The organism is Kluyvera sp. Awk 3 (assembly GCF_028069715.1).
GTDB classification, from domain to species: domain Bacteria; phylum Pseudomonadota; class Gammaproteobacteria; order Enterobacterales; family Enterobacteriaceae; genus Kluyvera; species Kluyvera georgiana_A.
The window spans coordinates 1-255 of record NZ_JANEWH010000360.1; the positions used below are offsets into that span (position 1 = coordinate 1).

The 255-nt window shown below is 54.9% G+C and carries 1 rRNA gene; it reads left to right on the forward strand.

What is annotated here, in order from left to right:
* Positions 1 to 255: ribosomal RNA gene (locus NNN71_RS25375) — 16S ribosomal RNA — on the forward strand; the annotation flags it as partial.

Sequence of the window (255 nt, forward strand, 5' to 3'; positions counted from 1 at the left end):
CGGGAGGCAGCAGTGGGGAATATTGCACAATGGGCGCAAGCCTGATGCAGCCATGCCGCGTGTATGAAGAAGGCCTTCGGGTTGTAAAGTACTTTCAGCGAGGAGGAAGGCGTTGTGGTTAATAACCACAGCGATTGACGTTACTCGCAGAAGAAGCACCGGCTAACTCCGTGCCAGCAGCCGCGGTAATACGGAGGGTGCAAGCGTTAATCGGAATTACTGGGCGTAAAGCGCACGCAGGCGGTTTGTTAAGTC